Here is a 23837-nt window from a genome sequence, read left to right as displayed (position 1 = left end):
TGAACGTCTCTCCCGGGCTCAGGTTTCGTAACGGTTGGTGCGGTAGAAGGCCTGCACCGAAGGCGAGTTCGGCTGGTAGCGCGCGGCGGTGCGGGTCGCGGCGTTTTCCTTGCGGGCGTCGCGCGCCGGCACGGAATCGGCGCGCTGCGCGAGCGCCGGCGTCACGGCCGCCGCCGCGGCGGCGGTGCCGAAGCCCAAGGTCTTGAGGAACCCACGGCGCTTGCCGGCCGTCTCCTGATCATTCGCCATGGCGATTTCCCTCTCCCTTCGAAGAAACGTCAGGCCGGCAGCTCGGCCGCGGCCAATTCCACATCCATCAGCGCGCGCCCCAGTTCGCCGACGGGCCGGTAGAACACCGCCGCCTGGGCCGCGCAGAGATCGCTGAAGCAGCGCATCGCCCAGGGGCGGATATGCCGCTGGAACATCGCATCGGCCTCCTCCGGGACGCCGCCACGGAGCAGGCCCGCCATCACCTCGCAGAGGAAGGCGATGTGGTCCTCGGGCTCATGCACCCCGGCGGAGCGGGCGATGCCCAGCCGCTTGAGGTCCGAGCGCAGCTCGGCGAGCGGGCGCTCATGCAGGAAGCCCGTCAGGTAGTAGGAGGCATAGGGCAGCAGCTCGCCGCGCCCGAGGCCGATGAAGAGGTCGTGATACTCGCGCTCCAGCGCCTCGGGCTTCGCCACGCGGGCGGCGGCGGCAAGCTGGCCCAGCGCGCGGCCGATCGGCGAATCATCCGCCGGGATGGCGGTGAGGCGGGCGAGCAAGGCGGGGTCGGGCACGTCGCTCAGCAGGTGGCCGAGCAGGGCGTAAAGATTGGCGCGCCCCTCGCGCAGCGGATCGGCCGCCTGGGTGGGGGTGGGCCAGAGATCCGGGCGCAGGGCGTGACGGGAGATGCCGGTGGCGGCCTCGATCTCGGGCACGCGCTCGGCGGGCACACCCTGTTGTTTCCACAGGAAAACCGTGCGGCGGGCGACGTTGAGGGCCGCCTGGAAGGCTTCCATGCCTCCAGCCGCGGTGATGGCGGCGTCAAGCCCGCCTGTCTGCGTTCCCCGGTCCATTGACATGACAGTGCAGAAATCTTGCACCGGCGTCAACCGGGACGGGGAAAAGGTGGCGCAATTTCAAGGACTTATTTGAGAATGAGAAGCATTCGCAAATTTGTCGCCCGCAAAGCTGGGCTTTCAGGCCGGCAAGGCGCCGCCATGGCGCCGCCGGGGCGGCGGCGGCGGCTCCTCCAGGACCGGTGCGGGGGCCGGAAGGGGCGTGTCGCTGAGCCGGATGGGGCTCGGAATCGACATGTCGTCCGTGTCATCCGGAGCGGACGGCGCTTCCACGAGGTGAGAATCCTCGTCCGGCACGGGATCACCTTCCGACGGCGGCAACCCGGCCTCAGCCAGCGCCACGGGGTCCGGCACCTTCTCCTCCTCCGGCTCCATCTCGCCGATGGCCTGGTTCACCAGCTTGCGCAGCGCCTCGCCGGTTTCGGCCAGCACATTGCTGAAGCCATGCGGCAGCCCGCCGGGCGTGTTGAAATCCCAGGCATAGTCGAGCGGACTCATGTAGTCGCGGATCAAGGGGTCCGCGAGCCAGGCCTTGCGCAGCGCCGCCGTGCGCAGCGCCTGCGGCACGCCGGGCTTGAGAAAGACGGTGAAATCGCTGCTCGCGTCCAGGCTTTCGATGGGCGGCAGGGTCGAGATGTCGAATTCCGGCTCGGGTGGCGGGGCTTCGGCCACCGGCTCGGGCTTGGGTTCGGGCTGGGGTTCCGGCTTGGCCTCGACCACCGGCTCCGGCGGCGGCTCCGGCACCTCCTCGCCGCGCTTGCGGCGGGACCAGCGGCTGAGGAAGCCGAGCTTCTCCGCCTCCTCCGCCATCACACGCGCCCCTTCCGGCCCAGCGAATCGATATCCTGCCGGTCCCGCTTGCGCTTGTGGAATTCGCGCTCGACGTGATGGGTGGCGACGAAGATGGCCAGCAGCACGGCGAGGCCGGGCGGCAGGGGCAGGGCCTCGATCAGGTCCGAGGGGCCTTCGGTGTAGATCTCGGCCTCGCCGGGATCCACCGTCACGGCCTGGATGGACATGCCCTCGGGCGTGTCGCGCAGCACCACCCAGATGCGCGGCTCGGCGGCTTCCAGATTGTCCTTGTAGTTGGGCGTGTCGGTGCGATGGAGATGGACCTCGGCCGTGCCGGCGAAGAAGACCTCGCGGCCGTTCTCCTCACGCAGCTTGGTCCAGGCGGGGACGGGCGGCGCCTCCTCCAGCACGGCCAGCGCGCGCCAGACATGGGACTGCCAGATGGTCACGCCCGGCCGTCGTTCGGCCAGGATGGCGACGGGGATCGTCAGTTCGGGGGGCAAGGTTTCGGCCGAATCGCTCATGCCGCCCTCTCCGCTTCCACGAGCGGCAGGCCGCTCACCAGGTTCTGCGGCTTCATCCGCACGCGCTGCGCCGCGTCCATGGCGAGCGCCAGATAGACCGGCCTTCCCTGCGCGCGCTTCACCACCCGCGTCGGATCCTCGAATTCCAGCACGCCAAGCCAGAGGATGCGCGCCAGGTCCGCCTGCTTCACCTTCTTGCCGTCCCAGAGCGCATTGGCGATGCGCGTCGCCTCCGCATCCAGGCCCACATGCCAGGTCCAGTTGCGGTCCTCGATGACGGGCACGGGCTTGATGCGCACCGTCTCGCCGAACATGTGGCGGGTGAAGCGCTCCAGCGCGCGGGCCAGGCCGAACTGGCCCTGGCGGGATTCGGCGATGTCCAGCGCCATGTCATGCGCGTCGGAGCGCGCCTTGTAGCCCGGCGCATTCTCCTCGCTCAGCACGTCCAGCTCCACCTCGCGCGGCGGTGCGCCGGCCTCGGTCAGCAGGCGGCCCAGCGCGCCGAGGTCGCCATCGGCGTGGCGCGCATCCACCACCTCCTCATCGGCGAGCAGCGTCGCACCCTGCGTGATGGCGGCGCGCTGGGTGCGGAAGAGGCATTCGGCGGCGCGGAGCGTGAAGGCGTCGCCCTCGCCCTCCATCGCCGCGCGGGCGACAAGGTGGGTGAGCATCTGCAGGAACAGCGGCGGGATGCCACCGACATTGCCCCGGAAGAGCTTGAGCCAGGCGGCCTCCAGCGTGGGCTCGGCCGCCACCTTGTCGCGGAAGCCGAGAAAGACCTCCCAGTTCTCGGCGGCGTCCGGGTCGGCCAGGCCGGCCACCTCCACCGCCGCCAGCGGGTTGTCCATGAGGCGCGCATGCAGGGCGCGCTCGGCGTCACAGGCCTCTTCCGGGGGCACCAGTTCGGGCCGGGCCAGGAAGGCGCGCCAGAGGTCGGGCGTGGCGCGCATGCGCCCCTCCGCGTCCAGGTCGCAGAGGTGGTGGCCGGAGGCGACCCAGAAATCACCGGGGGAGAGCAGGGTCATGGCCCATCCTTGAAAGAACCCGCCTTGATGAGGGCGGTGAGGTCGGGGGAATCGGGCGGCGTCTCCTCCTCGACCTGGGAGATGGCGAAGACAGGCAGGGCGCCGAAATCATGGTGCGGCGTCTCGCGCCGATGGAGCGTGCGGAAGGCCTCGCGCACCTCGCCGCCCGCGTCATGGCTGCGATGGAGCGCGAAGACGGTGCCGGGCGGCTGGTCGCAGAGGGATTCGGCGAAGGCCAGCTCCTCGGCCGCCGCCGCGCGGGCGGCGTCGCGGTCGGGCGCGCCATGCTCGGCCTGGATATGCGCGGCGAGGGCTTCCAGCACCTCGGCCCGGGCCTCGGGCGTGATCTCGGCCACCTCCACCAGGGTGGACCAGCCGAAGCTGGAAAGGCCCAGGAAGCCGCTGCGAAAGGCCTGCTGCCGCTTGCCGGCGAGGCTGTCCGGCGCGTCATCCCAAAACTGGAAGCCGCCGGGGACGGCCCATTCGCCGGGTTCGGCCGCCACAGGGAAGATCAGCGTGTCGGAGGGGTCGAGGCGGATCGTCCTCAAGAGAGTGGCCATGTCTCGCGCCCTTCGTCTTCTCCCTTGGCGCGGTGGATCACCAGCGCGCCCGTATTGGGGTCGATGCCGCGCTTCACGCCCTTCTGGCCGGCCGCTTCCTCCAGCCGGGCCAGGTATTTCTCGGCCACGCGGCGCGGGCCGCGGGCGTTCCACTCATCCATGTTCGCCATGAGGTGGCGCGCCCAGGCCTCGGTCACGCCGGCCGGCGTCAGATCCTCGAAACCTTCCTCGACCAGCGAGGTCTCGCCCGGCCGGTCACCGGGGGTGACGGAATCCGGCCAGGCGAGGCGGAGTTCGAAGCCCACCACCATCCATTCGGGGATTTCGTCCTCGGTCGCGCCCTCGGGCAGGGCAAGCCGCATCTCGCCCACCACGCCGCCATTCACGGCCAGCGTCCCCGGCCAGCGCCAGGTGACCGGCAGTTCGGGCGGGGCGATGGCGGAAAGCGTGTCGGCCAGGGCATTGGCGGCGGCCAGATAGGCGAGGCGCGCCTGGCCCAGAGGGCGGTCGGGCTCCAGCACCACCGCGGCCTCGGCGCGGTTCAGCGCCCGCACCCAGACCAGCGTGCCCGCCCCGCTGGCGATGGGCGAGGCGCCCTCGGGCGCCAGCTCCACCGCGCGGGCCATGGCATCCCCGCCCTCGCGCAGCATCACCGGCGCGAAAAGGCTGGGCAGAGGCGGCAAGGTGTCGCCGGTGTGCACGCTGGGAGTCCCCTCTCTTTCCTGACTGGCGTGTAAGGATATAAGCGCGCGCAACGCCGCCGGGAAGGAAGCCCACCCCCATGACTGCATCGCGCATCGCCTTCGTCTGCTCCTGCGAGGACACGATGGCGCTGGATGGCAAGGCCCTGGCCAAGGGTTGCGCCGCCCAGGGCGCGGAACTGCGGACGGCGGAGCATCTCTGCCGCAGCCAGATGGACCGCTTCCTCAAGGCCCTGGGCGAGAACCGCCCCGTCACCGTGGCCTGCACGCAGGAGGCGCCGCTCTTCACCCAGGAGGCGGAGGAGGTCGGCTTCGACGCCCCGCTGGATTTCGTGAATCTCCGCGAGCATGCGGGCTGGAGCAGCGAGGGCGAGCAGGCCGGGCCGAAGATGGCGGGGCTCCTGGCCGCCGCCGCGCAGCCGCTGCCGGGCATCTCGCTCGTCTCCATGACCAGCCAGGGCATCGCGCTCATCCTGGGGCGGGACGCCGTGGCGCTGGAGGCGGCGCGCGCGCTCTCCGACAAGCTCGACATCACCGTGCTGCTGACCGGCGAGGAGCCGGTGACGCCCGCCCGCCGCGTGGAATTCCCCGTCCTGCGCGGGCGTGCGCGCTCGGCCACCGGGCATCTGGGCGATTTCACCGTGGTGGTGGATGACACTTCGGCCGCATCGCCCGCCTCGCGCGCCACCTATCTCTGGGGCGAGGGGAAGAACGGCACGCAAAGCCGCTGCGACGTGATCCTGGACCTCTCGGGCCGCCCCGCGCTGTTCCATGAAACGCGGCAGGGCTATCTGCGCGCCGACCCGGCCGACCCTGTCGCTGTCGCCAAGGCCATGGCGGCGGCGGGCGAGCTGGTCGGCACCTTCGACAAGCCGCGCTTCGTGAATTTCGAGCAGGGGCTCTGCGCCCATAACCGCAACAAGAAGACCGGCTGCACGCGCTGCCTCGATCTCTGCCCGACCGGCGCCATCACGCCGTCCGGGAAGGATTGGGTGAATGTCTCCAACGAGATCTGCGCGGGTTGCGGCGCCTGCGCGGCCGTCTGCCCGACCGGCGCGATCCAATACGCGCTGCCGCCGGCCGATGCGCTGGCGCGGCGCATCCGCGCCATGCTGCTGGGCTTCGCCGAGGCGGGCGGGCGCGACCCCATCCTGCTGATCCATGACGACGCGCATGGCGAGGCGCTGATTGATGCCCTCGCCCGCCATGGCGACGGGTTGCCTGCCCGCGTGCTGCCCATCCGCGTGAATGAGGTGAGCCAGCTCGATCTCTCGCTGCTGGCCGGCGCCTTTGCCTGGGGCGCGGCCGGCCTGCGCCTGCTGATGCCCGCCCGGCGCGGCCACGGCACCGAGGGCGTGTTCCGCAACCTCGACTACCTGAACGCGGCCCTCGAAGGCCTGGGCCTGGGCGCCCGCGCCGCCGCGATCGAGACGGATGATCCCTTCACCCTGGGCGAGGCGCTCTCCGCGCTCAAGCCGCTGCGCACCAGCTGGACGCCGGAGAGCTTCCTGCCCATGGGCGCCCCGCGCGAGGTGATGCGCCAGGCCTTCCGCGCCCTGCATGGCGCGAGTGGCGCCACCGCCACGCAGGTCGCGATGCCGGAGAAGGCGCCCTTCGGCCTGGCCCGCGTGGATACCGAGGGCTGCACCCTCTGCCTCTCCTGCACCATGGTCTGCCCGACCTCGGCGCTCACCGCCAATCCGGACACGCCGCAGCTCCGCTTCCTGGAGGATGCCTGCGTGCAATGCGGCCTCTGCGCTGTGACCTGCCCGGAGAAGGTGATCACGCTGGAGCCGCGCCTCAACTTCGCGCCCGAGGCCGCGCGGCCGGTGGTGGTGAAGGAAGAGCCGCCGGCGGAATGCCCCTCCTGTGGCAAGCTGTTCGGCATGAAGTCGAGCGTCGAGCGGGTGAAGGCGAAGCTCGTCGCCTCCGGCCATTGGATGTTCCAGGACCCCGCGCGCCTCGCCATGCTCGACCTCTGCGAGGATTGCCGCGTGACCGCGGCGACCAATGCCGCGCTCGACCCCTATGCCACCACCGAGCGGCCCAAGACCAAGACGACCGAGGATTACTTGCGCGAGGCGGAGCGGGCGAAGAAGCTGAACTGATCGGCCACACGGGAGGAAACCTGATGACGCTGCGCCGCCGCCCCTTGCTCGCCGCGCCCGCCCTGCTGGCGGCGACACCTGCTTTGGCCCAGGCCCCCGCGCCCGCCGCCGTGCCGCAGGCGCCGGGCTGGTTCCGCTTCCGCGTCGGCGGCTTCACCGTCACCACCATCTCGGACGGCTTCGCCCGCCGCAACATCGAGGGGCTGGTGCTGAACGCGCCGGCTGACGCGGTGCGCGCCGTGCTCGCGGAATCCTTCCTGCCGACGGACCACTATATCGGCCCCTACAACGTGACCTTCGTGGACACCGGCCGGCTGCTCATCGCCTTCGATGCCGGCACGGGCGGGCAGCTCACCCCCACCGCCGGACGGCTTTCCGCCAACATGGCGGCGGCGGGGCTCGATCCGGCGCGCGTCGGCCTCGTCATCGTCACCCATTGCCACCAGGACCACATCCATGGCCTGACCACGGCCGAGGGCGCGGCCGCCTTCCCCAATGCCGAAATCGCCGTCGCCGCCGAGGAATTCGGCTGGTGGAGCGATGCGGGGAATGAGAGCCGCAGCCCGCAGGGGCAGCGGGTGAACTTTGCCAATGTCGCGCGGCGCTTCGCCCCCTATCAGGGCCGCATCCGCCGCTTCGCGCCCGGCTCCGAGGTGACGCCCGGCATCACCAGCGTGCCGGCCTTCGGCCATTCGCCGGGGCACACCGTGTTCCGCGTCAGCGACAACAACGAGCAGTTCCTGGTGCTGGCCGACATCACCCACCGGCCGGAGCTGTTCGCCCGCCGCCCGGATTACATCTCGCTCTTCGATTTCGACGGTGCGGCGGCCGGGGCCAGCCGGCGGCGCATCCTGGACATGGCGGCGACGGACCGCATCCGCGTCACCGGCTACCACTTCCCCTTCCCGGCCACCGGGCATCTGGCGCGCGAGGGCGACGGGTATCGGTTCTACCGCGACGCCTGGGGCTGAGACCTCTCAGTCGAAGGCCAAGGTGAGCCGGTTGAGCCCGCCTTCCGAGCGATACTCCCGCGCGGTGGTATAGGCCGTGACCAACCCCAGGCCGAGGCCGCCGGCTTCCGCCGCCTCCAGCGAGGAGGCCGGCGCGGCGGGCGCCAGCGCCGTCAGGTCGAAGGGCTCGGCGTCATCCTCCACCGTCACCCGCAGCGGCGCATCCTCGATGCGGACCGTGACGGCGATGCCCGCGCCCGCAGCCGGGCGCGCATGCATCACGAGGTTGGCCACCACCTCCTCCAGGCAGAGCTGGATGGCGTAGGTCTGGCGATCGCTCAGCCCGAGGCCGGGCGCCTCAGCCTCCACCCAGGCGGCGAGGCGCGGCATCTCCGCGACCTCCGCACTGAGCTGGACCTCGCGTATCATCATGCCGCCTGGGCCTGGGCCTCCGCCTCGGCCAGATCATGCACGACCGGGATCAAGGTGGTTGTGCCGCTGGTCACCAGCACTTCCTCGACGAGCGGGATGGGCCGGTACAGCACCATGCGGCCAGCTTTGCTGCGCATGGACTTGGCCCCCATGATGAGCGTCCGCAGACCCATGGAGGCGAGGAACTCCACCTCGCCCAGATCCACCACCACGGCCCGGTTGGCGGCGGCGACGGCGGCGAACTGCACGTCGATCTTCATCGCGCCGGTGATGTCCAGCCGGCCCTTGAGCCGGATCACCGCGACGCCGGAGGACAATTGCTCGAAACGGATATCCACGCCAAATCCCCATGCTGGTCCATCACGCCCATAGAAGCAGGCCGGCCGCTTGGGGAGTGACAGTTTTGTGGCAGGCGGCTCAGCCGAGACTGAGCAGCACCAGCATCACCGTGCCGATGGCGATGCGGTACCAGCCGAAGGGCGTGAAGCCGATGCGGCCGATCACCGCCAGCACGGCACGCACCGTGATCAAGGCCACGACGAAGGCGGTGACGAAGCCGATGCCGATCTGGCCGAGGCCTTCCAGCGAGAGCTCGTTGCGCGCCTTCAGCAGCGAATAGGCGGCGGCCGCGAGCATGGTCGGGATCGCCAGGATGAAGCTGAACTCGGCCGCCGTCTTGCGGTCCACGCCACACAGCAGCGCGGTGATGATGGTGGCGCCCGAGCGCGAGGTGCCCGGGATCATCGCCAGCGCCTGGCCGAAACCGATGAGGATGGCGGCGAGCGGCCCGATTTCCGGCACGGAGCGGATGGTGGGCACGCGGATGGTGCGTTCGATCAGGATGATCGCGATGCCGCCGAGGATGAGCGCGACACTCACCACCCAGGGGTTGAAGAGCAGCGCCGTGATGGTGCCGTGCAGCGTCGCGCCGATCACCATGGCGGGCAGGAAGGCCAGCGCGATGTTGACCGCGAAATAGCGCTCGGGCGTGCGCGGCTTCCACATGCCGAGCGCCACACCGAGCAGCTTGCGCCAGAAGACGACGATGACGGCAAGGATGGCGCCGAGCTGGATCGAGATCTCGAAGACCTTGCCGGGCGGCCCCTGGAAGTTCAGCAGCTCCCCCAGCAGGATCAGGTGGCCGGTGGAGGAGATGGGGAGGAACTCGGTCAGCCCCTCCACCACGCCCATCAGGAAGGCGTCGAACATCAGCGGGTCTCCTGCTCGGCCAGCACCATGTCGTCGCGGTGGATCAGCTCGTCGCGGCCGCGCCAGCCGAGGATGTCCTCGATCTCGGCGCTGCGATGGCCGGCGATGCGCACCGCATCCGCCGCGTCATAGGCGGAGAGGCCGCGCGCCAGTTCGCGCCCCGTCTCGTCCTGCACGCTGAGCGGATCGCCGCGCGAGAAATCGCCCGTCACCGCGCGCACACCGGCCGGCAGGAGCGAGCCGCCGCGCTTCAATGCGCGCGCGGCACCCGCATCCACCACGAGCACGCCCTGCGGCTGCAGGCTGCCACCGATCCAGCGCTTGCGCGCCGTGCGCCCCTCCGGCGAGGCGAGGAACCAGGTGCAGCGCTCGCCTTCCGAAAGCCGCTTCAGCGGGTGCGGCGCATGGCCCATCGCAATCGCCATCGCGCACCCGGCGCCGGTCGCGATGCGGGCCGCGATCAGCTTGGTGCGCATGCCGCCGGAGGAATAGCCGGGCGGCGGCTCGCCCCCCATGGCCATGATCTCATCCGTCAGGCGCTCCACCACGGGCAGGTGCTGGGCGGCGGGGTCGCGGCGAGGGTCGGCGGTGTAGAGGCCGTCAATGTCGGAAAACAGGATCAGCGCATCGGCCGAGATCATCTCGGCCACGCGGGCGGCCAGGCGGTCATTGTCGCCAAAGCGGATCTCGGCGGTCGCCACCGTGTCATTCTCGTTGATCACCGGCACGCAGCCGAGTTCGGCCAGCGTGGCCAGCGTGGCGCGGGCATTGAGGTAGCGGCGCCGGTCCTCGCTATCCTCCAGCGTCAGCAGCAATTGCGCGGCGCGCAGCCCCTGGCCGGCCAGCGCCTGCTCCCAGGCGCCGGCGAGGCGGATCTGGCCCACGGCGGCGGCGGCCTGCTTCTCCTCGAGCTTCAGCGTCTTGCGCGTCAGGCCCAGCGTGCCCCGCGCCAGCGCCACGGCGCCGGAGGAGACGACCACCACCTCCGTGCCCCGCGCGCGGAAGGCGGCGATGTCGGCGGCCACCGATTCGAGCCAGGCGCGGCGCGGCTCCGCCTGCTCGACGAGGAGGGCGGAGCCGATCTTCACGACGATGCGTCGGGCGGTGAGCAAGGGCGACATGGCGCGTTTCTCTGCGGCTTTTGCGGCGGTGCGTCCAGCCTCCCCGGCCTGCGGGTCTGCCCAGCGAAATCCACTCGACACAACCGGGGCGTGTTCGCATCATCGGGCATGCGCGCCGTCCTGCCCATCCTGCTCCTCGCCCTGGTGGGCTGTGGCAGCAATTCCCCCTTCGCCGGCTTCCTGCCCAGCGGCGAGCCCGACCGCATGGCCATCGCCGAGATCGAAAGCGCCGAGGCGCAGGAAACCGGGGAGGTACTGCGCATGGCGCTGGGCCGGCGGCAGGCCAGCGCGGTGCTCATCCAGCAACAGGGCACGCGGCGGATGTGGCGCGCCCCGGGTGGCGTGGTGGTGGCGACGGATGGGGCGCGGGTGGTCGGCACCGCCGGGCTGCCGCAAATGGTCATGGCCACGCGCTTCGACGGACCGGACCCGCTGAGCGATCCGCGCGCCCTGCTGACCCGCACCGCCGAGACGCGGCGCCTGGTGGATGTCTCCGGCGCCTCGCGCGACCCCTCCACCATGCGCTTCGGCCTCGCCTTCGATTGCCGCCTGCGCGCGGCCGAGACGGAGGATGGCTACATCCTGATCGAGGAGCGCTGCCGCGTGCCCGGCCTCTCCCCTGTGGTGAACCGCTTCTGGGCGGAGCGCGAAAGCGGCGCGGTGGGCTATGCCGAGCAGTGGATCGGCCCCGGGATCGGCCCGCTCGCGCTCGATTTCCAGCCGGCCGAATGATCGTGCTTTTTTCGCCGCCCGCCTTGCGGTAAAATCGGCCCGTCGCCTCGGGGGAGGCGGCTTTGGGGGTTTTCATCGTGTCGAGCGTCTTCCAGGCCAGCGGTCGGCGCTGGTTGGGGTTGGTCGCGCTGTCCGCGCTCGCGGGCTGCGGCACCTCGCGCGCGCCCAGGCCCTCCGGCGTGCCGGGCTTCGGACCGGATGTGCAGCTCTCCTGCGTGCCCTATGCGCGCGCGCGCTCGGGCATCGAGCTGCGCGGCGATGCCTGGCAATGGTGGGATGCGGCGGCCGGGCGCTATACCCGCGCAAGGCGCCCCGCGCCGGGCAGCGTGCTGGTCATGGCCCGCACGCGGCGGCTGCCCACGGGGCATGTGGCCGTGGTGTCGCGCGTCGTCTCCGCCCGCGAAATCCGGGTGGACCATGCGAATTGGGCGAGCGGTTCGGCGCGCGGCCGCGTCGCGCAGGACCAGCCGGTGATCGACGTTTCAGCGAACAATGACTGGACGCAGATCCGCGTCTGGTATCCGAACATCAACGACTACGGAAACACCGTCTTCGCCGCGCACGGCTTCATCCTGCCCAGGATGCAGATGGCCGGGCGCTGAGCGGGATCACCAAACGGGGGAAGGTCCAGGAAACCGGGTTTCCTGGTGGGTGAGTGCGAGAGGGCAAAGCCCTCTCGCACCCATCAGCCAAGGCCTCAGGCGGCCTTCGCCATCTCGCGCAGCACGTAGTTCAGGATGCCGCCATTGCGGTAGTATTCCACCTCGTCGGCGGTATCCACGCGGCACAGCACCTGCGTCTTCACCACGCTGCCATCGGCGCGGGTGATCACCACGTCCAGCATCATCCGCGGCTTCAGGTTCTCGATGCCGAGGATGTCCACCTTCTCATCGCCCTTGAGGCCGAGGGTCTGGCGGTTCTCGCCCTCCTTGAAGACCAGCGGCAGCACGCCCATGCCCACCAGGTTGGAGCGGTGGATGCGCTCGAAGCTCTCGGCGATCACGGCCTTCACGCCCAGCAGGAAGGTGCCCTTGGCCGCCCAGTCGCGGGAGGAGCCGGTGCCGTATTCCTTGCCGCCGAAGACCACCAGCGGCACGCCCTCCGCCTTGTAGCGCATGGCCACGTCATAGATCGGCGCAACATCACCCGAGGGGTAGTGCTTGCTGATGCCGCCCTCGATGCCGGGCACCATCTCGTTCTTGATGCGGATATTGGCGAAGGTGCCGCGCATCATGACCTGGTGGTTGCCGCGGCGGGCGCCGTAGCTGTTGAAGTCGGCCGGGCGGACCTGATGCTCCAGCAGGTATTCACCGGCCGGGCTGGTCTTGCGGATATTGCCGGCGGGCGAGATGTGGTCGGTCGTGATGCTGTCACCCAGCAGGCCCAGCACGCGCGCGCCCTGCACGGAGGCGAGCGGCTTCACCTCCATCGTCATGCCCTCGAAATAGGGCGGGTTCTGCACATAGGTGGAGCCGGCATTCCAGCGATAGGTGTCGCTGCCCGCATCCACCTTGATGGCCTGCCACTGCTTCGGACCCTTGAAGACGTCCGAGTAGCGGGACATGAACATCTTGCGCGTCAGCACGTCATGGACGGTGGCGTTCACCTCTTCCTGCGTCGGCCAGATATCGGCCAGCATGACGGGCTTGCCGTCGCTGCCGATGCCGATCGCATCCTTGCCCATGTCGAGCTTCACCGTGCCGGCCAGCGCGTAAGCCACGACGAGCGGCGGCGAGGCGAGGTAGTTCGCGCGCACATTGGCGTGCACGCGGCCCTCGAAGTTGCGGTTGCCCGAGAGCACGCCGGCGACCACCAGCTTGTTCTCCTCGATGGCGTCCACCATGGCGTCCGGCAGCGGGCCGGAATTGCCGATGCAGGTGGTGCAGCCATAGCCCACCGTCTGGAAGCCGATGGCGTCGAGGTCGGCGGTCAGGCCCGAGGCATCCAGGTAATCCGTCACGACCTGCGAGCCAGGGGCGAGCGAGGTCTTCACCCAGGGCTTCGGCTTCAGCCCCTTGGCGCGCGCCTTGCGGGCCACGAGGCCGGCGGCCACCAGCACATAGGGGTTGGAGGTGTTGGTGCAGGAGGTGATGGCGGCGATCACCACATCGCCATGGCCGAGATCGAAATTGGCGTCCGCCACCTTCACGCGCTTGTTCGCCTCATCGCCCGGCACGCCCATGGCGCCGGCGGCGAGGTCCTTGGCGAAGGAGGCGCCGACATTGACCAGCGCCACGCGGTCCTGCGGGCGCTTCGGGCCGGCCATGGAGGGCTCGACGGTGGAGAGATCGAGCTCGAGCGTGTCGGTGAAGACGGGGTCGGGCGTGTTCTCGTCGCGGAACATGCCCTGCGCCTTGCAGTATTCGCGAACGAGCTTGATGCGGTGCTCATCCCGGCCCGAAAGCGTGAGGTAGCCCAGCGTCATCTCATCCACGGGGAAGAAGCCGCAGGTCGCGCCGTATTCGGGGGCCATGTTCGCGATGGTCGCGCGGTCGGCCAGCGGCATATGCGCCAGGCCGGGGCCGAAGAACTCCACGAACTTGCCGACGACGCCCTTCTTGCGGAGCATCTGCGTCACCGTCAGCACCATGTCGGTGGCGGTCACACCTTCCTTCAGCTTGCCGGAGAGCTTGAAGCCGATCACGTCGGGGATGAGCATGGCGATGGGCTGGCCGAGCATCGCGGCCTCGGCCTCGATGCCGCCCACACCCCAGCCCAGCACGCCCAGGCCGTTGATCATCGTCGTGTGGCTGTCCGTGCCGTAGCAACTGTCGGGATAGACATAGGTCTCGCCGGCCACCGTGTTGGTCCAGACCACCTGGCCCAGATATTCCAGGTTCACCTGGTGGCAGATGCCGGTGCCGGGCGGCACGACGCGGAAATTGTTGAAGGCCTCCTGGCCCCAGCGCAGGAACTCATAGCGCTCGCCATTGCGCTCGAACTCGATGTCCACGTTCTTCTGCAGCGCGGAGGCGGAGCCTGAGACATCCACCATCACCGAGTGGTCGATGACGAGATCGACGGGCACCAGCGGGTTCACCTTGCGCGGGTCACCGCCCAGGTTCAGCAGCGCGTCGCGCATGGCGGCCAGGTCCACCACGGCGGGGACGCCGGTGAAATCCTGCAGCAGGATGCGCGCGGGCTTGAACGGGACTTCCTTCTCGGAATGGCCGGCCTGCACCCATTCGGCGATGGCCTTGGCGTCGTCCACCGTGTAGCTGCGGCCATTCTCGAAGCGCAGCACATTCTCCAGCAGCACCTTCAGCGAGAAGGGCAGGCGCGAGATGTCGCCGATCTGCTTGGCCGCCTCGGGCAGGCTGAAATAGTGGTAGGTCTTGCCATCCACCGTGAGCTGACGCGCCGCCTTGAGGGTGTCGGTCCCGTTCATTGTCTTCTTCCTCACTCTTGCGCCGCGCTTTTAAGCATGGCCTTGTTGAGAGGTCCATGGAGGCCGCCCTGCTGCAAGCGCGAGAATTGGCCTGTTGGCGGGCGGAACGATTGGTCTTCGCCGGGTTGTCCTTCGAGGTTTCCCCGGGCGAGGCCCTGCTGCTGACCGGGGCGAATGGCGCGGGCAAGTCCTCCCTGCTGCGGTTGCTCGCGGGATTGATTCCGGCGGCGGAAGGAACTCTGACCTGGGAGGGCGAGGATTGCCTGGCCGATCCGGCGGCGCATGGCGCGCGGCTGCGCTATATCGGCCACCAGGACGCGCTGAAGCCGGCGCTGACCGCGCGCGAGAACCTCTCCTTCTTCGCGCGCCTCTGGGGCGGGGATGTGGCGGCGGCACTGGCCGCGCTGGAGCTGACGCCGCTGGCCGATCTGCCGGCGCGGGTGCTTTCGTCGGGGCAGAAGCGGCGGCTGGCGCTGGCGCGGCTGGCACTCGCCCCCGCCCGGCTCTGGCTGCTGGACGAGCCCTCGGTCGGGCTGGATGCGGCGTCAGTGGAGCGCCTCGCCCCACTCTTCGCCGCGCATCGGGCGGCGGGGGGCATGATCCTGGCCGCCACCCACCTGCCGCTGCCGCTGCCCGATGCGCGGGAGCTGCGCCTGTGATCGCGTTGCTGGCCCGTGAGCTCCGCCTCGCGCTCCGCCACCCGGCCGATACGCTCTCGGCCGTCATGTTCTTCGTGCTGGTGGCGGCGATGTTCCCCTTCGGCGTCGGCCCCTCGCCCGAATTGCTGACGCGGCTCGCCCCCGGCGTGCTGCTGGCCGCCGCGCTGCTGGCGGCGCTGCTGCCGCTGGACCGGCTGTTCGGCGCGGAGGCGGAGGATGGCTCGTTGGATCAGCTCCTGCTCTCGGGCCTGCATCCGGCCGCCATCGCGGCGGTGAAGGCGCTGGGGCACTGGATCACCACCGGCATTCCGCTGGTGCTGGCCACGCCACTGGCCGCGGCCCTGCTCAACCTGCCGACCGAGGCCTGGCCCGCCGCCATGCTGGCGCTGGGGCTCGCTTCCGCCATCCTGTCCGTCTTCGGCGCGGCGGGGGCGGCGCTGACGCTCGGCGCCCGGCGCGGCGGCGTGCTGCTGCCGCTGCTGGTCCTGCCGCTTTCCATCCCCGCGGTGATCTTCGGCGCGGCCGCCATCGAGGCCGCGGCGAGCGGGCTCGAGCCGCGGCCCTATCTGCTGCTGGAGGCCGCGATCCTGGCGCTCGCGGCGCCACTTGCCCCCCTGGCGGCGGGCGCGGCGCTGCGCGGCGATTGACCGTGCGTGGCTTAGGCGGCGGTTAACCTTCATCCCATAGAGCGGGATCGTTCTCACTCGGATGGAGCGATCCCATGCGCCGCATTCTGGCCCTTTCGGCCTTTGCCTGCCTTCTCGCCGGCCCCGCCTTTGGCGCGAGCTCGCTGTGCGGCGGCCGTGTCGAGGTCCTGGCCATCAGCCCGAAATGGCATGAGCACGCGCCGGGCCTGGCCGCCACCGGCCTCACCGTCGCCGTCGCCAATCGCTCGGGGGAGGCGATCCTGCTGCAGCCCGTACTGACGACCGGCGGCGGGCGGCCGCAGATGGGCCTGCCCCTGATGCTGACCCGCCGCGGCGAGACGGTCTTCGCGCTGCGCGTGCCGGAGGAGCAATCGGCCGGCCTGCCGCCCGAGGCCCTGCTGCGCGGCCTCGGCGCCTCCTGCCGCATGGGGTGAGCGGGGATGGGGGCCCCGGCGGGGCCAGTTGGGGGGGATCGCCCCGCCGGGGGTGCCGCCGCGCCTGGGATGGGGAAGTGGCGCGACGACCTCTGCGAATGAGCCGAGGATCAGGGCTCATCCCGAGACTTGGGGCCGGCTCAGGCGCCCGAGCGGACCAGGACGCGGCAGGTGATGGTGGTGCCGGAAGCGAGGTCCATCGGCAGGTTCAGGCCACCGGCGCCCGACGGATTGCCCAGCGTCGCCACGCCCAGCTGGATCGGTTCGGAGGTGCCATGGGGCGCGAGGCACCGGCGAAGGGGAGCGCGCCCAGCGCGGCGACGGCGAGGCCGGTCAACAGGTGCTGTCTCATCTCGATCGCTCCTTCGTCTTCATGCCAGCGGGCAGGGCCGCCATGCCGATGACCGGAAGCTAGGGCGCAGGGCGGCGCGCGGCCAATCCGCTCTGGCATCGCCGGCCATCGGCGCCGCCTATCGCGGCCCATCCCTTGCCGAGTGACGACGTTCTATTTATGTTCTTGCCCATGGCCAAGGACCGCACCCGCTTCGTCTGCCAATCCTGCGGCGCCACGCACCCGAAGTGGCAGGGCCGCTGCGATGGCTGCGGCGAATGGAACACGCTGGTCGAGGAGAGCACCGCCCCGCGCGCGCCCGGCCCCGCGGGCAAGGCGCCGCCAGGCAAGGGCATCACCTTCGTGGGCCTGGCGGGCGAGAGCGCGCCCCCGCCGCGCCACCTGACCGGCATCGCCGAGCTGGACCGCGTGCTGGGCGGCGGCTTCGTCCCCGCCTCGGCCGTGCTGGTGGGCGGCGATCCGGGCATCGGCAAATCCACCATCCTGCTCCAGGCCGCGGCCCGCATGGCGATGGGGGGCAAACGCGTGCTCTACATCTCGGGCGAGGAGGCGGTGGCGCAGGTGCGCATGCGCGCGCGCCGGCTGGGCCTGGCGGAAGCGCCCATGGCACTCGCCGCCGCCTCGGCCCTCAGGGACATCCTGGCCAGCCTGGAGGCGGAGAATGAGGCGACGCTCGTCGTCATCGACTCGATCCAGACCATGTGGCTGGACGCGCTGGATTCGGCGCCGGGCACCGTGGCGCAGGTGCGGACCTGCGCGGCGGAGCTGATCCGCTGCGCCAAGGCGCGCGGCTTCGCGCTGGTGCTGGTCGGGCACGTCACGAAGGAGGGCACGCTGGCCGGCCCCCGCGTGCTGGAGCACATGGTGGACGCCACGCTCTATTTCGAAGGCGATCGCGGCCACCAGTTCCGCATCCTGCGCGCCACCAAGAACCGCTTCGGCGCCACGGACGAGATCGGCGTCTTCGAGATGACCGAGGGCGGGCTGGTCGAGGTCACGAACCCCTCGGCGCTGTTCCTGGCGGAGCGGCGGGGCAATATCTCGGGCAGCGCGGTCTTTGCCGGGCTCGAGGGCACGCGGCCGGTGCTGGTGGAGGTGCAGGCCCTGCTCTCGCCCAGCAATGGCGGCTCACCGCGGCGGCAGGTGGTGGGCTGGGAGGGCGGGCGGCTCTCCATGCTGCTGGCCGTGCTGGAGGCGCGCGCCGGGCTCAGCTTCGGGCAATCGGACGTCTATCTGAACATCGCGGGGGGCCTGCGGATCAACGAGCCGGCGGCGGATCTGGCCGTGGCGGCGGCGCTGACCTCGGCCATCACCGACCGGCCGACCGATCCGGATGCGGTGTATTTCGGCGAGGTGGGCCTCTCCGGCGAGATCCGGCAGGTCAGCCAGGCCGAGCAGCGCCTGCGGGAGGCGCAGAAGCTCGGCTTCTCCGCCGCCGTGCTGCCGCGCCGGGTGGCGCGGGGGAACAAGCCGCCCGCCGCCATCGAGGGGCTGCGGCTGACCGAGGTGGGCCATCTGGCCGATCTGGTGGCGCCCTTTGCGGCGGGAACGCTGAAGCGAACACGGGATTAGGCCCAAGGTGACAGGAATCGCCGCCCCGGCTACATGGCGGTGCAGCATGACCTGGGCGGATGGCATCCTTCTCCTCGTGATGGTGGCCTCCGCCATCCTGTCGTTCCTGCGCGGCTTCGTGCGGGAATTCCTCGGCATCGCCGCCTGGATCGGCGCGGCGCTGGCCGGTTTCGCCCTGCTGGATCACATCAAGCCGCTGATGGAAGGCACGATCGAGCCCGACTGGCTGGCCGATGGCGTGGCCGTGGGCGGCGTCTTCCTGATCGTGCTGGTGGTGCTGAAGCTCCTCATCCACGCATTGGCGGGCAGCGTCCAGCGCAGCCCTCTGGGGGGTGTGGATCGCTCGCTGGGCGCCATATTCGGGCTGGCGCGCGGCGCCTTCATCGCGGTTCTGGCCTATGTGCTGGCGGGGCTCTTCGTCCCCGCCATCGAGCGCTGGCCCGAGCCCGTGCAGGAAGCCCGCTCGCTGCCCTATGTGGTGGATGGCGCCCGATGGGTTGTCGGCCTGATGCCGGAGGAGTATCGCCCCCGCATCGCAGCCCCGCCGGAACGCCGCGTGCCCACGCAGGAGGAGCTGATGCGCCCGCCTGCCCGAAACCGAAGCTGAAGGTCCCTGCCATGCCCCTTCCCGCCGCGTCTGACGACGACAAATTCCACGAGGAGTGCGGGGTCTTCGGGATCTGGCGGCACAAGGATGCGGCGGCCCTCACCGCGCTTGGCCTGCACGCGCTGCAGCATCGCGGGCAGGAGGCCTCGGGCATCGTCACGCTGGATGACGCGGGCCGCTTCCATTCGCACAAGGGCCTCGGCCTGGTGGGCGATATCTTCGGCGATGCGAAGGTGATGGCGGGCCTGCCCGGCCGCACCGCCATCGGCCATAACCGCTACGCCACCACGGGCGAGACGGCGCTGCGCAATGTGCAGCCTCTGTTTGCCGATTTCGAGTTCGGCGGCTTCGCCGTCGGCCACAACGGCAACCTCACCAACGCCGCCGTGCTGAAGCGCGCCCTGGTGCGCCGCGGCTGCCTCTTCCAGTCCACGACGGACAGCGAGGTCTTCGTCCACCTCATCGCCATCAGCCTCTACTCCACCGTGCTGGACCGGCTCATTGACGCGCTGAAGCAGGTGCAGGGCGCCTATTCGCTGGTGGCGCTGCACAATGGCGGGCTGATCGGCGCGCGCGACCCGATGGGCGTGCGGCCCCTGGTGCTGGGCCGGCTGAATGATGGCTGGGTCCTGGCGAGCGAGACCTGCGCGCTCGACATCGTCGGCGCCGAATTCGTGCGCGACATCGAGCCGGGCGAGATCGTCGTGATCGACGACAGCGGCATCCGCTCGGTGAAGCCCTTCCCGAAGGATGAGAACCGCTTCTGCATCTTCGAATACATCTACTTCGCGCGCCCCGATTCCGTGGTCGAGGGCACGCCGGTCTATGAGACGCGCAAGCGCATCGGCGCCGAACTCGCGCGCGAGAGCCATGTGGCGGCCGATGTCGTGGTGCCGGTGCCCGACAGCGGCGTGCCGGCGGCCATGGGCTATGCCGTGCAGGCCGGCATTCCCTTCGAGCTCGGCATCATCCGCAACCATTATGTGGGCCGCACCTTCATCGAGCCGACGGACCAGATCCGCCACCTCGGCGTGAAGCTGAAGCACAGCGCCAACCGCGCCATGCTGGAGGGCAAGCGCGTCATCCTGGTGGATGACAGCATCGTGCGCGGCACCACCTCCAAGAAGATCGTCGAGATGGTGCGCCAGGCGGGTGCCGCCGAGGTGCACATGCGCATCTCCTCGCCGCCCACCACGCATTCCTGCTTCTACGGCATCGACACGCCCGAGCGCTCCGAGTTGCTGGCCGCGCAGCATGACCTGGCGGCGATGGCGAAGCTGATCGGCGTGGACAGCCTGGCCTTCATCTCGCTGGACGGCCTGTATCGCGCGCTGGGCCGCGAGGGGCGCGACCCGGCCGCACCCGCCTATTGCGATGCCTGCTTCACCGGCGAATACGCCATTCCGCTGACCGACCGCACCGACAACACCGAGGCGCGCGGCAGCCTTCTCAAGGCGGGCGTGTGAGCATGAAGGGGCAGGTTGCGCTCATCACCGGCGCCTCGCGCGGGATCGGCCGTGCGGCGGCGCTGGCGCTCGCCGGCGCGGGCGCGCATGTCGTGCTCATGGCGCGCAGCCAGGGCGGTCTGGAAGAGACGGACGACCTGATCCGCGCGGCGGGCGGGGCGGCCACGCTGCTGCCGCTGGACTTCATCAAGGAGGCCGAGCAGCTCGACATGCTGGGCCCCTCCATCGTGCAGCGCTTCGGGCGGCTGGACATCCTGGTGCATGCGGCCGGGCTGCTCGCGAAGCTGACGCCCGCCGGCCACATCCCGCCGCGCGACTGGGCCGAGAGCCTGGCGGTGAACGCCACCGCCGCCTATCGCCTGATCCGCGCCTGCGACCCGCCGCTGCGCGCCGCCCCCGCCGGCCGCGCGCTCTTCCTGCACGATGTGCATGCGGAGGAGCCGACGGCCTATTGGAGCCTCTACAGCAGCGCCAAGGCGGCGCAGGCCAATCTCGTCCGCTGCTGGGCGGCAGAGGTGACGATGTCGCCGCTCAAGGTCGCGCTGGTCGATCCGGGTCCGGTCGCCACCAAGCTGCGCTCGGCCGGCTTCCCGGGCGAGGACCAGAGCAAGCTGCGCCAGCCGGAGGAGGTGGGGGCCGCCATCCTCGCGCTGCTCGGGCAGGATTTCGCGCATGGGGCGACGCTGCCCATCTGAAGGGCCTGAACCATCAATTACCGCCACGCCTTCCATGCCGGAAACTTCGCCGACTGCATGAAGCACGCGCTGCTGGTCTGGCTGCTGCGCGCGCTGGCGCGCAAGCCGGCACCCTTCCGCGTGCTCGACACCCATGCCGGCATCGGCCGCTATGACCTGGCGAGCGACGAGGCCGAACGCACGGGCGAATGGCGCGCGGGGATCGGCCGGCTGCTCGACATCACCGAGGGGCCGCTCGCCGACTATCTCGACCTCGTGCGCGCCGATGGGGGCTATCCCGGCTCGCCCGCGCTCACCGCCGCGTTGCTGCGCCCGCAGGATCGCCTCGCGCTGGTCGAACTGCATGAGGAGGACCACGCCACGCTGCGCGCGCTGTTCCGGCGCGACAGCCGCGTGGCGGTGCACAGGCGCGATGCCTTCGAGGCGGTGCGCGCGCTGACGCCCTTCCCGGAGAAGCGCGGCCTCGTCCTCATGGACCCGCCCTTCGAGCAGCCGGGCGAGTACGAGCGCCTGACGGCGGCCATCACCGAGGTCTCGCGCCGCGCGCGCGGCCTGGTTCAGGCGGCCTGGTATCCGATCAAGGGCCGCGCGCCGGTGCGCGCTTTCCACACGGCGCTGGCGGAATCCGGCGTGCGGGACGTGGTGGCGGCCGAGCTGCATCTGCGCGAGCCGGTGGATGCGGCGCGGCTCAATGGCTGCGGGCTGATCGTGGTGAACCCGCCCTATGGCTTCGAGGAGGCCGCGCGCGCCATACTGGAGGCGCTGCGCGTGGAATTGTCAGGGGAGGCGGGTGCCGGATGGGCGCTGACGCGGATCGCCGATGAGTGAAGTCATCGTCTATGGCGCCGGCGCCTGGGGCACGGCGCTGGCCATTCATGCGGCACGGCTCGGCCATGGCGTCACCCTCTGGGCGCGCGACGCGGCCCGCGCGGAGGAGATTCAGCGCGCGCGGGTGAACACGCGCCTGCTGCCTGGCGCGAGTTTCCCCGAGGCGCTGCGCGTCACCCATGATCCGGCGCCGGGTGGTGCCAGGCTCGGCATCCTCGCCGTGCCCATGCAGCCGCTGCGCGAGGTGCTGCTGCGGTTGCCGCGCGGGCTTCCGCCGCTGCTTCTGGTCTGCAAGGGCCTGGAGGCCGATACGCTGCGCCTGCCGCTGGAGGTGCTGGCCGAGGCGCGGCCGGACCTCACGGGCGGCATCCTCTCCGGCCCCAACTTCGCGCATGAGGTGGCGGCGGGGCTGCCGGCGGCCAGCGTGGTGGCGGCGCGTGATGCCGCGCTGGTGGCGACCGCGCAGGGGCTGCTCTCCGGCCAGGCGCTGCGCCTCTACGGCAGCGAGGATGTGCTCGGCGTGCAGTTGGGCGGCGCGGCCAAGAACGTGCTGGCGATCGCGGCCGGGATCTCGACGGGGGCGGGACTCGGCGAGAATGCGCGCGCGGCGCTCATCACGCGCGGGCTGGCGGAGCTGTCGCGCCTCGTCATCGGGCTGGGCGGGAAGCCGGAGACTGCGGCGGGGCTGTCAGGCCTGGGCGACCTGATCCTGACCGCGATGGGAAGCTCGAGCCGCAACGCTTCGCTCGGCTTCGCGCTGGGGCGCGGGATGACGCTGGCCCAGGCGCTGGCGGGCCGTGCGGGCGTGACCGAGGGCATCGCGACCGCGCCTGCCCTGCTGGAGCGGGCCCGCGCGGCCGGGGTGGAGCTGCCGATCTGCGCGGCCGTCGTCGCGATGCTGCAGGGGCGCCTCGACGTGCAGGGTGCGCTGGCCGCGCTCATGGCCCGCCCCCTTCGGGGTGAATAGATTTTGCCGCCCTCAGACGCCGCGCGCCGCCTCCGGCGGCTTGGCTCCGCCGCGCCGCGGGCGCGCTGGGCCCGACATCCGGTTGGGCGGCGCCGGCCGCTGTGCGGCCGGATCGTCGGGATGAGGTCAGCGACCCTGGGTCACAGGAACTTGCCGCGCTCGAGGATTTCCAGCGTGTATTCCTTGTAGCTCATGCCCAGTTCCTCGGCCCGCGCCAGCCGTCGCAGCGCGATTTCGCGGGGCGGGGTCTTCCAGGCCTTCTTGTGCGCGCGGCGCCAGACCCAGCCGCGCCAGGCCGTGCCTTCATCCTCGAGCGGCGGACCGCCATTGTGGCCGATGCTGGTCATGCGCCACATCATCCACTAAAATGATCGAATGTCCACCATGATGGCTAACCTCGATGATCTCCTCGCCCGCCGAATCCGGCGCGAGCGCGAGGCGCGGGGCTGGTCCATTGCCATGCTCGCGGCGGAATCCGGCGTCTCCCGCGCCATGATCAGCAAGATCGAGCGTGCCGAGGCGAGCCCGACCGCCGCCCTGCTGGGCCGGCTCTCCGGCGCGCTGGGCCTCACCATCTCCGCCCTGCTGGCCCGCGCCGAGGGCGATGCGGGGGGCGGGCGCGTCTCCCGCGCCGCCACGCAGCAGCTCTGGACCGACCCCGGCACGGGCTATCGCCGCCGCGCCCTCTCGCCGCCCGGCGCCGAGCCCGAGCTGGTGCAGGTGGAATTGCCGCCCGGTGCGCGCATCGCCTACCCGGCGGCGTCCTACCGCTTCCTGCGCGGCCAGGTGGTGTGGCTGGAGAGCGGCGCGCTGGTGATCCGCGAGGGCGAGGAGGAAACCACCCTCGGCCCCGGCGATGCGCTCGCCTATGACCTGACGACGCCGCGCGACTGCGAATTCCACAACCCGTCGGCGACGGAGGAATGCCGCTACATCGTCACCCTCAGCCGGCGCTGAGGGCGGGCGGGGGCCGATTCACGCCTTCGGCATACTGCCGAAGACGATCG

Annotated in this window: 27 protein-coding genes; 14 read left to right on the top strand and 13 right to left on the bottom strand. The window is 70.7% G+C overall.

What is annotated here, in order from left to right; translation table 11 throughout:
* Positions 1–18 precede the first annotated feature (18 nt).
* The 7 genes from KTR66_RS14875 to KTR66_RS14845 all read right to left on the bottom strand — a co-directional run bounded on the left by KTR66_RS14875 (position 19) and on the right by KTR66_RS14845 (position 4663).
* Positions 19–249 (bottom strand): twin-arginine translocation signal domain-containing protein, encoded by a 231-nt coding sequence (locus tag KTR66_RS14875; protein ID WP_213613732.1) that lies wholly within the window; start codon positions 247–249, stop codon positions 19–21.
* Between the two features lie 29 nt (positions 250–278).
* Positions 279–1058, bottom strand: a complete 780-nt coding sequence (locus KTR66_RS14870; RefSeq protein WP_256437594.1) for a molecular chaperone TorD family protein — start codon at positions 1056–1058, stop codon at positions 279–281.
* Between the two features lie 123 nt (positions 1059–1181).
* On the bottom strand, positions 1182–1871 hold the full coding sequence (locus tag KTR66_RS14865; RefSeq protein WP_213613728.1) for a DUF3306 domain-containing protein: 690 nt from the start codon (positions 1869–1871) through the stop codon (positions 1182–1184).
* Positions 1871–2377: a DUF3305 domain-containing protein gene (locus KTR66_RS14860; protein ID WP_213613726.1), complete on the bottom strand. Its 507-nt coding sequence runs from the start codon at positions 2375–2377 to the stop codon at positions 1871–1873. Before KTR66_RS14860 ends, KTR66_RS14865 begins: the two co-directional genes overlap by 1 nt.
* Entirely contained in the window at positions 2374–3402 is a 1029-nt protein-coding gene (locus KTR66_RS14855) for a DUF6352 family protein (protein WP_213613724.1), read from the bottom strand. Before KTR66_RS14855 ends, KTR66_RS14860 begins: the two co-directional genes overlap by 4 nt.
* Complete coding sequence (locus tag KTR66_RS14850) at positions 3399–3962, bottom strand: DUF6505 family protein (RefSeq protein ID WP_213613722.1); 564 nt, start codon at positions 3960–3962, stop codon at positions 3399–3401. Before KTR66_RS14850 ends, KTR66_RS14855 begins: the two co-directional genes overlap by 4 nt.
* A complete protein-coding gene (locus KTR66_RS14845; protein WP_371819137.1) occupies positions 3947–4663 on the bottom strand; it encodes a biotin/lipoate--protein ligase family protein in 717 nt (238 codons plus the stop codon). The genes KTR66_RS14850 and KTR66_RS14845 overlap by 16 nt, the downstream gene beginning before the upstream one ends.
* An 80-nt stretch (positions 4664–4743) precedes the next feature.
* Here KTR66_RS14845 and KTR66_RS14840 point away from each other — a divergent pair, with 80 nt between their 5' ends.
* Both KTR66_RS14840 and KTR66_RS14835 read left to right on the top strand, forming a co-directional pair.
* Complete coding sequence (locus tag KTR66_RS14840) at positions 4744–6771, top strand: 4Fe-4S binding protein (protein ID WP_213613718.1); 2028 nt, start codon at positions 4744–4746, stop codon at positions 6769–6771.
* 23 nt (positions 6772–6794) lie between these two features.
* Entirely contained in the window at positions 6795–7742 is a 948-nt protein-coding gene (locus KTR66_RS14835) for an MBL fold metallo-hydrolase (protein ID WP_213613716.1), read from the top strand.
* Between the two features lie 6 nt (positions 7743–7748).
* On the opposite strand, the gene KTR66_RS14830 is transcribed toward KTR66_RS14835, so the two are convergent.
* From KTR66_RS14830 to proB, 4 genes are all read right to left on the bottom strand, one after another.
* Positions 7749–8153, bottom strand: a complete 405-nt coding sequence (locus KTR66_RS14830) for an ATP-binding protein (protein WP_213613714.1) — start codon at positions 8151–8153, stop codon at positions 7749–7751.
* Positions 8150–8491: an STAS domain-containing protein gene (locus tag KTR66_RS14825; RefSeq protein ID WP_213613712.1), complete on the bottom strand. Its 342-nt coding sequence runs from the start codon at positions 8489–8491 to the stop codon at positions 8150–8152. The genes KTR66_RS14830 and KTR66_RS14825 overlap by 4 nt, the downstream gene beginning before the upstream one ends.
* 79 nt (positions 8492–8570) lie before the next feature.
* Positions 8571–9362 (bottom strand): undecaprenyl-diphosphate phosphatase, encoded by a 792-nt coding sequence (locus KTR66_RS14820; protein WP_213613710.1) that lies wholly within the window; start codon positions 9360–9362, stop codon positions 8571–8573.
* The gene (gene proB / locus KTR66_RS14815; protein ID WP_213613708.1) at positions 9362–10483 is read right to left on the bottom strand and encodes a glutamate 5-kinase; all 1122 of its coding nucleotides are present in this window, start codon (positions 10481–10483) and stop codon (positions 9362–9364) included. Before proB ends, KTR66_RS14820 begins: the two co-directional genes overlap by 1 nt.
* Before the next feature lie 108 nt (positions 10484–10591).
* On the opposite strand from proB, the gene KTR66_RS14810 reads away from it, so the two are divergent.
* The gene (locus KTR66_RS14810) at positions 10592–11215 is read left to right on the top strand and encodes a YjbF family lipoprotein (RefSeq protein ID WP_213613706.1); all 624 of its coding nucleotides are present in this window, start codon (positions 10592–10594) and stop codon (positions 11213–11215) included.
* A 62-nt stretch (positions 11216–11277) separates the two neighbouring features.
* On the top strand, positions 11278–11817 hold the full coding sequence (locus tag KTR66_RS14805) for a CHAP domain-containing protein (RefSeq protein ID WP_249732145.1): 540 nt from the start codon (positions 11278–11280) through the stop codon (positions 11815–11817).
* A 95-nt stretch (positions 11818–11912) separates the two neighbouring features.
* Here KTR66_RS14805 and acnA read toward each other — a convergent pair whose 3' ends face one another.
* The gene (gene acnA, locus KTR66_RS14800) at positions 11913–14603 is read right to left on the bottom strand and encodes an aconitate hydratase AcnA (RefSeq protein WP_213613704.1); all 2691 of its coding nucleotides are present in this window, start codon (positions 14601–14603) and stop codon (positions 11913–11915) included.
* A 56-nt stretch (positions 14604–14659) separates the two neighbouring features.
* On the opposite strand from acnA, the gene ccmA reads away from it, so the two are divergent.
* From ccmA to KTR66_RS14755, 9 genes are all read left to right on the top strand, one after another.
* The gene (gene ccmA, locus KTR66_RS14795) at positions 14660–15262 is read left to right on the top strand and encodes a heme ABC exporter ATP-binding protein CcmA (RefSeq protein WP_249732144.1); all 603 of its coding nucleotides are present in this window, start codon (positions 14660–14662) and stop codon (positions 15260–15262) included.
* Positions 15259–15909 carry a heme exporter protein CcmB gene (ccmB, locus tag KTR66_RS14790; RefSeq protein ID WP_213613702.1) on the top strand — a complete coding sequence of 217 codons (651 nt, stop codon included), beginning with the start codon at positions 15259–15261 and terminating at the stop codon, positions 15907–15909. The genes ccmA and ccmB overlap by 4 nt, the downstream gene beginning before the upstream one ends.
* Positions 15910–15983: 74 nt before the next feature.
* A complete protein-coding gene (locus tag KTR66_RS14785; RefSeq protein ID WP_213613700.1) occupies positions 15984–16343 on the top strand; it encodes a hypothetical protein in 360 nt (119 codons plus the stop codon).
* 523 nt (positions 16344–16866) lie between these two features.
* Positions 16867–18267: a DNA repair protein RadA gene (gene radA, locus KTR66_RS14780; RefSeq protein WP_213613698.1), complete on the top strand. Its 1401-nt coding sequence runs from the start codon at positions 16867–16869 to the stop codon at positions 18265–18267.
* Positions 18268–18313: 46 nt separating this feature from the next.
* Entirely contained in the window at positions 18314–18874 is a 561-nt protein-coding gene (locus KTR66_RS14775) for a CvpA family protein (protein ID WP_213613696.1), read from the top strand.
* Between the two features lie 11 nt (positions 18875–18885).
* On the top strand, positions 18886–20340 hold the full coding sequence (gene purF / locus KTR66_RS14770; protein WP_213613694.1) for an amidophosphoribosyltransferase: 1455 nt from the start codon (positions 18886–18888) through the stop codon (positions 20338–20340).
* Between the two features lie 2 nt (positions 20341–20342).
* Positions 20343–21035, top strand: coding sequence for an SDR family NAD(P)-dependent oxidoreductase (locus KTR66_RS14765; protein WP_213613692.1), 693 nt, complete (start codon positions 20343–20345; stop codon positions 21033–21035).
* A 12-nt stretch (positions 21036–21047) separates the two neighbouring features.
* A complete protein-coding gene (locus KTR66_RS14760) occupies positions 21048–21863 on the top strand; it encodes a 23S rRNA (adenine(2030)-N(6))-methyltransferase RlmJ (RefSeq protein WP_213613804.1) in 816 nt (271 codons plus the stop codon).
* Positions 21856–22830 (top strand): NAD(P)H-dependent glycerol-3-phosphate dehydrogenase, encoded by a 975-nt coding sequence (locus KTR66_RS14755; protein WP_213613690.1) that lies wholly within the window; start codon positions 21856–21858, stop codon positions 22828–22830. Before KTR66_RS14760 ends, KTR66_RS14755 begins: the two co-directional genes overlap by 8 nt.
* A gap of 140 nt (positions 22831–22970) precedes the next feature.
* Here KTR66_RS14755 and KTR66_RS14750 read toward each other — a convergent pair whose 3' ends face one another.
* Positions 22971–23177 carry a hypothetical protein gene (locus tag KTR66_RS14750; RefSeq protein WP_249732142.1) on the bottom strand — a complete coding sequence of 69 codons (207 nt, stop codon included), beginning with the start codon at positions 23175–23177 and terminating at the stop codon, positions 22971–22973.
* 37 nt (positions 23178–23214) lie between these two features.
* On the opposite strand from KTR66_RS14750, the gene KTR66_RS14745 reads away from it, so the two are divergent.
* Positions 23215–23787, top strand: coding sequence for a helix-turn-helix domain-containing protein (locus tag KTR66_RS14745; protein ID WP_249732141.1), 573 nt, complete (start codon positions 23215–23217; stop codon positions 23785–23787).
* Positions 23788–23837 lie beyond the last annotated feature (50 nt).

Source organism: Roseococcus sp. SDR (assembly GCF_019083995.1).
Lineage (GTDB): Bacteria > Pseudomonadota > Alphaproteobacteria > Acetobacterales > Acetobacteraceae > Roseococcus.
This window is presented reverse-complemented; position numbering and strand designations above follow the sequence as displayed.

Bases quoted from the DNA above. Each gene is read 5' to 3' on its own strand.
- KTR66_RS14875 (WP_213613732.1), bottom strand. From the start codon at position 249: ATGGCGAATGATCAGGAGACGGCCGGCAAGCGCCGTGGGTTCCTCAAG.
- KTR66_RS14870 (WP_256437594.1), bottom strand. From the start codon at position 1,058: ATGGACCGGGGAACGCAGACAGGCGGGCTTGACGCCGCCATCACCGCG.
- KTR66_RS14865 (WP_213613728.1), bottom strand. From the start codon at position 1,871: ATGGCGGAGGAGGCGGAGAAGCTCGGCTTCCTCAGCCGCTGGTCCCGC.
- KTR66_RS14860 (WP_213613726.1), bottom strand. From the start codon at position 2,377: ATGAGCGATTCGGCCGAAACCTTGCCCCCCGAACTGACGATCCCCGTC.
- KTR66_RS14855 (WP_213613724.1), bottom strand. From the start codon at position 3,402: ATGACCCTGCTCTCCCCCGGTGATTTCTGGGTCGCCTCCGGCCACCAC.
- KTR66_RS14850 (WP_213613722.1), bottom strand. From the start codon at position 3,962: ATGGCCACTCTCTTGAGGACGATCCGCCTCGACCCCTCCGACACGCTG.
- KTR66_RS14840 (WP_213613718.1), top strand. From the start codon at position 4,744: ATGACTGCATCGCGCATCGCCTTCGTCTGCTCCTGCGAGGACACGATG.
- KTR66_RS14835 (WP_213613716.1), top strand. From the start codon at position 6,795: ATGACGCTGCGCCGCCGCCCCTTGCTCGCCGCGCCCGCCCTGCTGGCG.
- KTR66_RS14830 (WP_213613714.1), bottom strand. From the start codon at position 8,153: ATGATGATACGCGAGGTCCAGCTCAGTGCGGAGGTCGCGGAGATGCCG.
- KTR66_RS14820 (WP_213613710.1), bottom strand. From the start codon at position 9,362: ATGTTCGACGCCTTCCTGATGGGCGTGGTGGAGGGGCTGACCGAGTTC.
- proB (WP_213613708.1), bottom strand. From the start codon at position 10,483: ATGTCGCCCTTGCTCACCGCCCGACGCATCGTCGTGAAGATCGGCTCC.
- KTR66_RS14810 (WP_213613706.1), top strand. From the start codon at position 10,592: ATGCGCGCCGTCCTGCCCATCCTGCTCCTCGCCCTGGTGGGCTGTGGC.
- acnA (WP_213613704.1), bottom strand. From the start codon at position 14,603: ATGAACGGGACCGACACCCTCAAGGCGGCGCGTCAGCTCACGGTGGAT.
- ccmA (WP_249732144.1), top strand. From the start codon at position 14,660: ATGGAGGCCGCCCTGCTGCAAGCGCGAGAATTGGCCTGTTGGCGGGCG.
- KTR66_RS14785 (WP_213613700.1), top strand. From the start codon at position 15,984: ATGCGCCGCATTCTGGCCCTTTCGGCCTTTGCCTGCCTTCTCGCCGGC.
- radA (WP_213613698.1), top strand. From the start codon at position 16,867: ATGGCCAAGGACCGCACCCGCTTCGTCTGCCAATCCTGCGGCGCCACG.
- KTR66_RS14775 (WP_213613696.1), top strand. From the start codon at position 18,314: ATGACCTGGGCGGATGGCATCCTTCTCCTCGTGATGGTGGCCTCCGCC.
- purF (WP_213613694.1), top strand. From the start codon at position 18,886: ATGCCCCTTCCCGCCGCGTCTGACGACGACAAATTCCACGAGGAGTGC.
- KTR66_RS14765 (WP_213613692.1), top strand. From the start codon at position 20,343: ATGAAGGGGCAGGTTGCGCTCATCACCGGCGCCTCGCGCGGGATCGGC.
- KTR66_RS14755 (WP_213613690.1), top strand. From the start codon at position 21,856: ATGAGTGAAGTCATCGTCTATGGCGCCGGCGCCTGGGGCACGGCGCTG.
- KTR66_RS14750 (WP_249732142.1), bottom strand. From the start codon at position 23,177: ATGACCAGCATCGGCCACAATGGCGGTCCGCCGCTCGAGGATGAAGGC.
- KTR66_RS14745 (WP_249732141.1), top strand. From the start codon at position 23,215: ATGATGGCTAACCTCGATGATCTCCTCGCCCGCCGAATCCGGCGCGAG.